The sequence below is a fragment of the Flavobacterium sp. XS2P24 genome (genome assembly GCF_030010285.1).
Classification (GTDB): domain Bacteria; phylum Bacteroidota; class Bacteroidia; order Flavobacteriales; family Flavobacteriaceae; genus Flavobacterium; species Flavobacterium algoritolerans.
In genome coordinates, this window is record NZ_JASCRU010000025.1 from 36541 (window position 1) to 45358 (window position 8818).

Below are 8818 nucleotides of genomic sequence, written 5' to 3' on the forward strand. Positions count from 1 at the left end.
ATCAAATTAAAGAAATCGAAAAATGAAAAACATACTATTAAAATTATACTGTACTCTCTTTTGCCTCTTATCAAGTGCTATGGTATTTGCTCAAGTTGGTGACGACACCCCTGATGGTGATTTAGAAGGAGGCGAACCGCCTATGCCTATAAATGGCAAATTAATATTTTTGGCTATTGCAGGAATTATTTTTGCCTATTATACTTTTAGAAAAAATAGAAAGGAACAAACAATTTAAGATACAAATCCGACTTTTATAAAAAAAAAATTACAGTCCGATTAAATCAAAATTAAAAGATTCTTCTTAGATTAAACAAATCTTTTAGGGATAATTTATAGAATACAAAATAAAATCTATTGTAACATTTAGTCTTTTATTTCAACAAAGCCAAAGTTTTAAGCTCATCAATATCGATGAATTAAAACTTTGGCTTTTACTTTTGTTACTAGCGTATTTTGAAATCATATGAAATAAAGGATTTATCAGTAACAAACAAATCCATTTCAAAATCTATCGCTGATTTTTTTTATATTATTTGAATTTTTAACTCATTAAAAACTCTAAACATTTAACAGACTCACTGCCTTTAAAATATTTTTTATTGACAAATCAATATACTGTATCGATTTTAAAATTGTTTTTGTCATAATTTTATATTTATTGACCTATTTTTCTTTTACCCTGAAAAAGCAACTTTTATTTTTCTTTTAATTTCTTTTTTTTTTATCAAATCTTACTCTTAGACAAAATCTATCGCTAGTAATTTAAACATGCTAACTAAGCAATCATAGAAAGTTAATAAATAAACTTAATTTTAATGTATGAAACAAGACCAAAAATTTTATGACAAAGCTTTCAAATAAAAAGCAGTTCAATTGAGTTTATTATAGAACAAACATATCAGAAATGACCAGACACTTGAGAGTAACAACACCAAAGTTGCATAAATAAAGTAAAGAGTTCGAGGAGTTTGGAAAAGGAAGTTTTCCTGTAAAAGGAAATTTAAAATAAAGTCCCGAACAAGAAAAAAATTCACGAACTGGAGAAAATACCCAAAGATGCAGATTTAGAGCGAGATACATAAAAAAAAGCAATAGGCATTTTTTCCAAGAGCGGTCGGTTATTTATAGTTTCATTAAAAACAATGAATAACAATTCCCAATTGAAAAATGTACAAAGTTCTATAAATGAGTAGCGTAAGTTGTTACTGATGAAAAAATAAACAATCACTGCAAGACAGCAACAAAAAACTACCGTAAAAGAACAGATAACATTGATTTATTTTGCATCTAAGCAACGATACGGAAGCCTTTGAATAACATTTAGAACTTTAGAGTTTTGGATAAAAATCTAAAGACCGGAGCGATAGCAAACTGGCGAAGGAATTGATTTATAGAACCAAACTGATTTCTAAACAACAAATGAAACTGGAAATCTTTAACTCGAGCAAAGCGAATTGGCGAAGCAATACATTGAAATTTGGTACAACAGAAAAAAGGAGGCATTCTGCTTTGAATTATGCAACTATTGAAAAATTTAACCATCAAATTAATTACAAAAATGTAGCTTAACTTAATGGACGGTCTTTATATGCAGATACTCAAAACCTACAATAAAAAAGTTACAAAAAACAAAAAACGCTTATAAAGGATGTTTGAAATCCTGTTATGAACGTTTTTTATTCTCTAGAAAACCACGCTAATTAAAATAAAAGAGGTTTTTCAGTAGCCTCCCAAATACACAAGCTTTTTTTATACACGATACCGTTCACACAACTTTTTCCTAAAATACGATAACACAATTGCTATAAAAACGTAAAACATTGAACTTAAACGCTATTTTTTACCTTTTGTCGAAATAAATCGCTTGCAATTCCAAATAAAAAAACTAATTTTGAACCATAATTTGCTGTTTTTTTAAATAAGGAGCTAGTATAAAACCAAAAATAAAAAACGCACGTAAATTCCTGTATAGCTGCATTTGAACTAGTCCTGACGATATAAAATGAAACCATATGAGTAAAACTCTACTTTTTAAGAGAAAAATATTTTTAGTAGTATCCTTCTTATTTATCACATTATTAGGGTTAGCCCAGACACAGACTTATAATAATCCTGCTAATAATGGTACAGCAGCCCACACATTTATTGTTCCTACAGGAGTAACATCAGTGACCCTAGCAGCATGGGGCGGCGGCGGCGGCGGCGGCGGTTCTACATCTAATGGCTCCGGCGGCGGCGGCGGCGGCGGCGGCGGCGCTGCTACAAGTACAATCAATGTAGCTGCAACCAACACCTTTACAGTTGTTGTAGGTAGCGGTGGTGCTGGTGGAGCTACAACTCCTTTGGCAACTGGAAGTACAGGAGACCAATCAAGAATAACTGCTACAACGCCTAGCGTAAACATACTGGCCAATGGAGGAACTGGTGCAATTGTTAATTCTGGATTGGGGAGCAATGGTGGTGCAGGTGACACTGCATCAGGAGGCAGTATTGTTAGCAACGGAGAAAATGGAACTAATGGGAATACATCAGGGCAAGCAGGAGGAAATTCTGGTACAGTATTGGGTATCTTTGGTAGTGGTGGTGGTGCAATTGTAAATAACAACGGAAATGTAGGATCTGCTCCTGGCGGGGGCGGTGGTGGCGGTGAGGCAAGTACTGGAGGTGGAGGAGCGAGAACAGGTGGTGCCGGAGGTAACGGACAAGTTATTATCAGATACATAACTGTAACAGCTGCCACAAGCCCTTTATGTGTGGGAGGAACAATCACCATTGACGGATCAGGCTTTTCTACTACTGGAACTACAACTGTCCTTATAAATGGTACCGCATGTACGAGTGTAAATGTGGTAAGCTCTACAAGAATAACTGCCGTTGTAGCTACAGGAACCACCTCTGGAACTATAGTGGTAACAAATCCTAACGGAACAAATGATGGTCGCTCAACAACAATAAACCCAAGCCCTACTGCAAATGAAGGCGCAGCACTTGCTGCCATCTGTAATACGAGTTCCACTGTAGCTTTAGGAGGTTCGTTTGGAGGAGCCGCAACCTCGGCCGTTTGGTCTGACGGCGGTGTGGGTGGTACTTTAACCAACAATTCTGGATCAACTCCTAATACAACTACTTGGACACCTCCGGCAGGATACGTAGGAACAGCCACATTGACACTTACTACAGCAGGGGGATCCTGCGCAAACGCAACGGCCTCAAAAATGCAAGTTGTAAACGGACCAATAGCCAATGCAGGTCCAGCACTAACAACTATTTGTCAAGGTGTCACAACGTCGGCCTTGGGTGGATCATTTGGTGGTACTGCAACTTCAGCTGTATGGTCAGATGGTGGTGTTGGTGGAAGTTTTATTAACAATACAGGTTCAACCCCTAATACAGCAACTTGGACACCGCCAGCCGCATACACCGGAACTGCTACTTTAAACCTGACAACTTCAGGTGGTGCTTGTGGCACAACTACTGCTTCAAAAACACAGGTCGTAAGTACCGGTTCGTTTGCAACAGTAGGAAGCGCCATGACTATCACTGGTTCGCTTACTTCAACCTCATTAGGAGGAAACACCCCAAGTCCTGGATCAGGAGCATGGACTAAAATTTCAGGTCCTTCAGGAACTGTAACTTTTAGCAACAGTACAAGTGGTACTTCAACCGCTACAGTACCTTCATTAGGAACTTATGTTTTTAGATGGACTGTGACTAGCACTTGCGGAACCAGTTCAGCTGATATTACAGTGACGTATTTAGATGCTAATACCCATAGAGATTACACCTTGTTTTATGAAGATTTTGATGCTTCAAACGGAGATTGGTCAAATAGTACTACTACAAATGGCTCTTGGCTTTGGACCTCTTCATTTCCAGCAACAATAGCAGAGATTGGCGAAAACTCTTTTTGGAGACTTAATAATTATAATACTTATAATAACAGTTCTGTTATAGAAATAGATAGTCCAATTTATAATTTTACTGGTTATGAAAATTTATTATTCAATATTGATGTGCGCTATGACACAGAAGCTAATAGAGATGGTATGCGCATTTTATATTCTATTAACGGAGCTGCCTTTGTACAATTAGGAACAAGCGGCACAGGAATTAACTGGTATAACTCTGCATCAGTAAGCGCATTAGGAAGTAATGGATGGAGTGATAATCATGCAACAGCAACATTACAATTTACCCCAATAGGAGTTGGTGCTGATCGATTTACAAGAGCCACCACAACATTAGCAGATGCTACGTTCAGAAATCAATCTAATGTACGTTTCAGAGTACAGTTTAAATCAGACGGCACTACTAATGATGTTGGAGTAGCTTTTGACAATGTATCCGTAGAAGGAAATCCTATGGTAGCATTAGCACTATCCCCTATTGCCCCTGCTAAAGTAAACCAAAACCTAAGCCTCTGGTTCAAAAGTAATGCAGGAATAGCAGTAACAGACGGCACAGCATTAACAGCATGGGAAGACCAAGCCTATGATACTACAAGAGCCGATTTAGTTAATAAAGAAAGTGTAAAAGCATTAGCAAATGATGCTCCTACTTTTCGTGATAATAGTACCCGAAATATAAATTTTAATCCTGTTGTTGATTTTAACGCTGTAAACAAGGATTACATGAATGGTAAAGGAGGCTTGTACTCACAAGATTATTTTATAGTGGTATATAGCAATGATGTTATACAAAATACAACGGGAAGTAATGGAAGACAAATTCCTTTAGGTGGAAAAAGTGACGATAGTAATTTTCATGAAGACCCAACTGGATTGGGCTTAGGAAATACAACAGCCCGTTATAGCACAAGCGAAGTTATAGCACACAACATCGGAGCATATGCACCAGGTACAGGCTCACCCACACCCGGTGTTGATTCATACGGAAGAGCATTTTCCTCAACTACCATTACATATAACGAACCCTTAATAATCAATGTAAAAACAAATGCAACGGGTACACAAACCGAAATATATAAAAATGGGATACAAATAGACAACACAGCTGGTAAAACTGGAAATAATGGCGACCAACAGACTTTAAACTTTTATGAATATAGAAATCTACCTTTCTATTTGGGAACAGGACGAAGTGGAATCAGCGGTAGAACTTTTTCAGCCTTAAATGGAAGACTTTCGGAAGTAGTTGCTTATACTGCTCCAAACAGTGCCTTAAACCAACAAAAGATACAAAGTTATTTAGGCCTAAAGTACGGAATAACTCTACATGCAACCGGAAGTAGTAATGTATCTGGAGTAAGCACGACTTCCAGATTAAACGATGTAGATTATATCGACTCTGATGGAAACATCATTTGGAATACTTCTGCAAATTCAGGTTTTAATTATGATATTGCAGGAATTGGTAGAGACGATAACTCACAACTAAATCAAAAGCAGTCAAAAAGTGTTCATCCACATACCAGCACTGCTTATGATGATGATATCACAATAGGATTAACAACAATAGCGGCAACCAATAACTTAAATACAAATACCTTTGGTATCAATAAAAACTTTTTAATTTGGGGTAATAATAATGGAAGCCTAGTTGCACAAGCACCAGTTGTCGTAAATATTAGTTCCGGTATAACACCCGCATTAACAACAAATGTTGATTTTGTTTCCATAGGAAGAACTTGGAAAGTAGTAGAAACTGGTGGAAATATGCCTGCAGCAAAAGTATCTATACCTACAAATATGCTTACTAACACCATTACGCCTCCCGGAGATTATCTAATGTTTATATCAAATACTCCCGTTTTTAATCCTACGGCCGAATACAGAGTTATGACTGTAAACGGAAGTAATTTAGAAACAACCTATGACTTTAACGGCGCTAAGTATATTACTTTTGGATATGCTCCTGAGAGAACAGAAGTACGTTGCATAAAATTTGATGGCGTAGACGACTATCTGGATGCAGGAAAAGTATTGAACTTAAATACTTCGTTTACTGTTTCGGCATGGGTAAATAGAAACAGCACTAATAAAACCATACTTTCAAAAAGAAACAGTACGTTCACTGAAGGGTATGATTTAAGTATTAATACAGATGGAAAAGCAGAAATGAGCTGGATGGTTGGAGGTACAAAACATACAATTACTTCTAATGTAGTTATTCCGTCTGGAAAATGGCATCACATAGGTATAATCTACAATAGTACAACAACAACTGCAAAAATGTATATTGATGGTGTAACAAGTGTGAGCAATAACACTATGCCTAATGTCCCCGCTACTACTCAATCATTCTTGATTGCAGCAGCAGATGGTGCACCTCCCACTTCTCTTTTTAATGGCTCAATTGATGAAGTTCGTGTCTGGAATATAGCCCTTACCGAAGCACAGTTTCGTTATGTGATGAATCAGGAAATACTAAGTAATACTACTTTTACTAATGGTACTATAGTACCTAATGCTATCCCATTGAATGATATTAGCAGTGTTCAATGGGCAAATTTGAATGCATACTATCCTATGTCAACATACACTTATACAAATGCAAAAGATATTTCAAGCAATAATTATACAGCCGCACTCCGAAATCTAACAACAGTAGATTTACAAACTGCTCCTTTGCCTTATGAGTCAGCCACAAATGGAAACTGGGAAACTGTGGGAACTTGGACAAACAGTACCGTACAAGATTTACCATACAGTACTTCAATTGAAGATCCTTCAAAAACTATAGACTGGAATATTGTAAAAACAAGTCACAATATTACTTCGGTAGGAAATAAAACTGTTTTAGGATTATTTGTCAATAGCAATACATTGACCGCTACAACCACCGGAGGATTACAAACCGACGGAACTAAAATTGAAGTTTCCCATTACTTGAAACTAGATGGTAAAATTGATTTGGCGGGAAGATCTCAATTGATACAAAAATTAGGCAGTGACTTAGATGCAACCAGTTCCGGTTCATTAGAAAGAGACCAACAAGGACAGGCTAACAAGTTCAATTACAACTATTGGAGTTCTCCAGTGGGAGCAATTAACGCAACTACAAATAACAATAGTTTTACTGTAGCCGGAGTTTTGAAAGATGGTACAAATCCTGCCGCACCAGAAACCATAAACTGGATTAATGGGTATGATGGAGCTACATCTCCGTTTAGTTTAGCACGTTTTTGGATTTATAAATTTGATAATTTAGGAAATGATTACGCCAATTGGACTCAAATAGGCGAAACAGGAACTTTATCAGCCAGTAAAGGATTTACTTTAAAAGGACCAGGAACTTCGGGAACGCAGAATCTTACCTTTTTGGGAAAACCTAATAATGGTACCATAAATAATACTGTAGGAGCTGATCAATTGTTATTGATAGGAAATCCATATCCATCCGCACTGGATGCTGATAAATTTATTAATGACAACATTGGTTCAATAGAAACAAGTACTTCTAATCCAGCAATTGATGGTGCCTTATATTTCTGGGAACATTATGCTTCCAATAACTCACACAATTTAGCTGCCTATCAAGGAGGATACGCCATCAGAAATCTATCTGGCGGACTCGCTCCAAGTGCTACTGGAGTTGACTTTATTAGTGGAGCTGGTACAGCAAGTAAGTTAACCCCTAACCGATTCATTCCTATAGGACAGGGTTTCTTTGTTATAGGTCGACTAGGTTCTGGAGGAACAGTAACATTTAATAATAGTCAAAGAGAGTTTATTATAGAATCCAATGCACTTTCTCAAGAATTATATCGAATTCCAGTAAGTCCAAAAACTTCCAGTCATTGGACAGACAACAGCAATGCTCCAATTGAGAAAGACTCCCATAAAAAAATACGATTAGGATTTAATGTTATCGACAAAACGTTTCACAGACAAGTGCTATTAGCCTTTATGGATGAAAAAGCAAATAGTGAGATTAATGATGGTTACGACGCTTTCAATATCGATGATTCTCCAAGTGATATGTATTTATTGAATGGCGAAAATGAATTAGCTATACAAGGAGAAGGTTATTTTGATGAAGATGCCTCCTTCCCTATTGCGGTTCGAACAGAAGCTACTGGAAAAGTATCATTTGGAATTGATGCCTTAGAAAACTTTGATCAAAGCCAAAATGTTTTTATTTACGATAAAGAAACGGATACCTACAATAGCATAAAAAACAAGCTTTATGAAGTAGAACTTCCTCAAGGATACTTTACGGATCGTTTCTCCCTTCGCTTTACGGATAAAACACTTGGTGTAAAAGATGTAATTTATGAGAATAGTATTCAAGTAGCTTTTACACGTTCTAATAATGTTTTGAATATTACAAATGGAGCAAATGACAATACAGTAGTTGCTGTGTCTCTTTTCAATATTCAAGGAAAATTAATGTCTACTTGGGATGTTTCCGAAAAGGAGCAAACTAGCATTAAAATCCCGATTCAAAACAAAACATCAGGAGTTTATATCGTAAAATTGAAAACTTCAAAAGGAAATATCAACAAAAAAATTATTATCAAATAATTTAAAATAATCCAACTTAAAAAAAGACTTCCCATTACCGGGAAGTCTTTTTTTTTACAATAAAATCAGTTCAAAAAATTCTAACTCAAATCATAAACATGGAATTAAGAAATCTTGTTATTCAGGATTGCATTTTTTGGAAAAGTAAATACTATTCAAAAAATCAAAAACCAAACCTATTATTCCTTCATAATATTCTAATAAAAAATTAATTGATTGTCCGCAATTACCCATAATTAAATAAAAGGCTTATATTTGATAAAAAAAGAGCGATGAATCTATTCAATTTTACAGCAAATTTTGGGAGTGAAGAGTCTTGTAGACTTCAT

At 36.0% G+C, this 8818-nt stretch carries 2 protein-coding genes; both read left to right on the forward strand.

Annotation, left to right across the window (positions count from 1 at the left end; translation table 11 throughout):
- The first annotated feature begins 22 nt into the window (after window positions 1-22).
- Entirely contained in the window at window positions 23-238 is a 216-nt protein-coding gene (locus tag QLS31_RS13330; RefSeq protein WP_282744269.1) for a hypothetical protein, read from the forward strand.
- Between the two features lie 1777 nt (window positions 239-2015).
- Window positions 2016-8489, forward strand: coding sequence for a LamG-like jellyroll fold domain-containing protein (locus tag QLS31_RS13335; RefSeq protein WP_282744270.1), 6474 nt, complete (start codon window positions 2016-2018; stop codon window positions 8487-8489).
- Window positions 8490-8818: the final 329 nt, after the last annotated feature.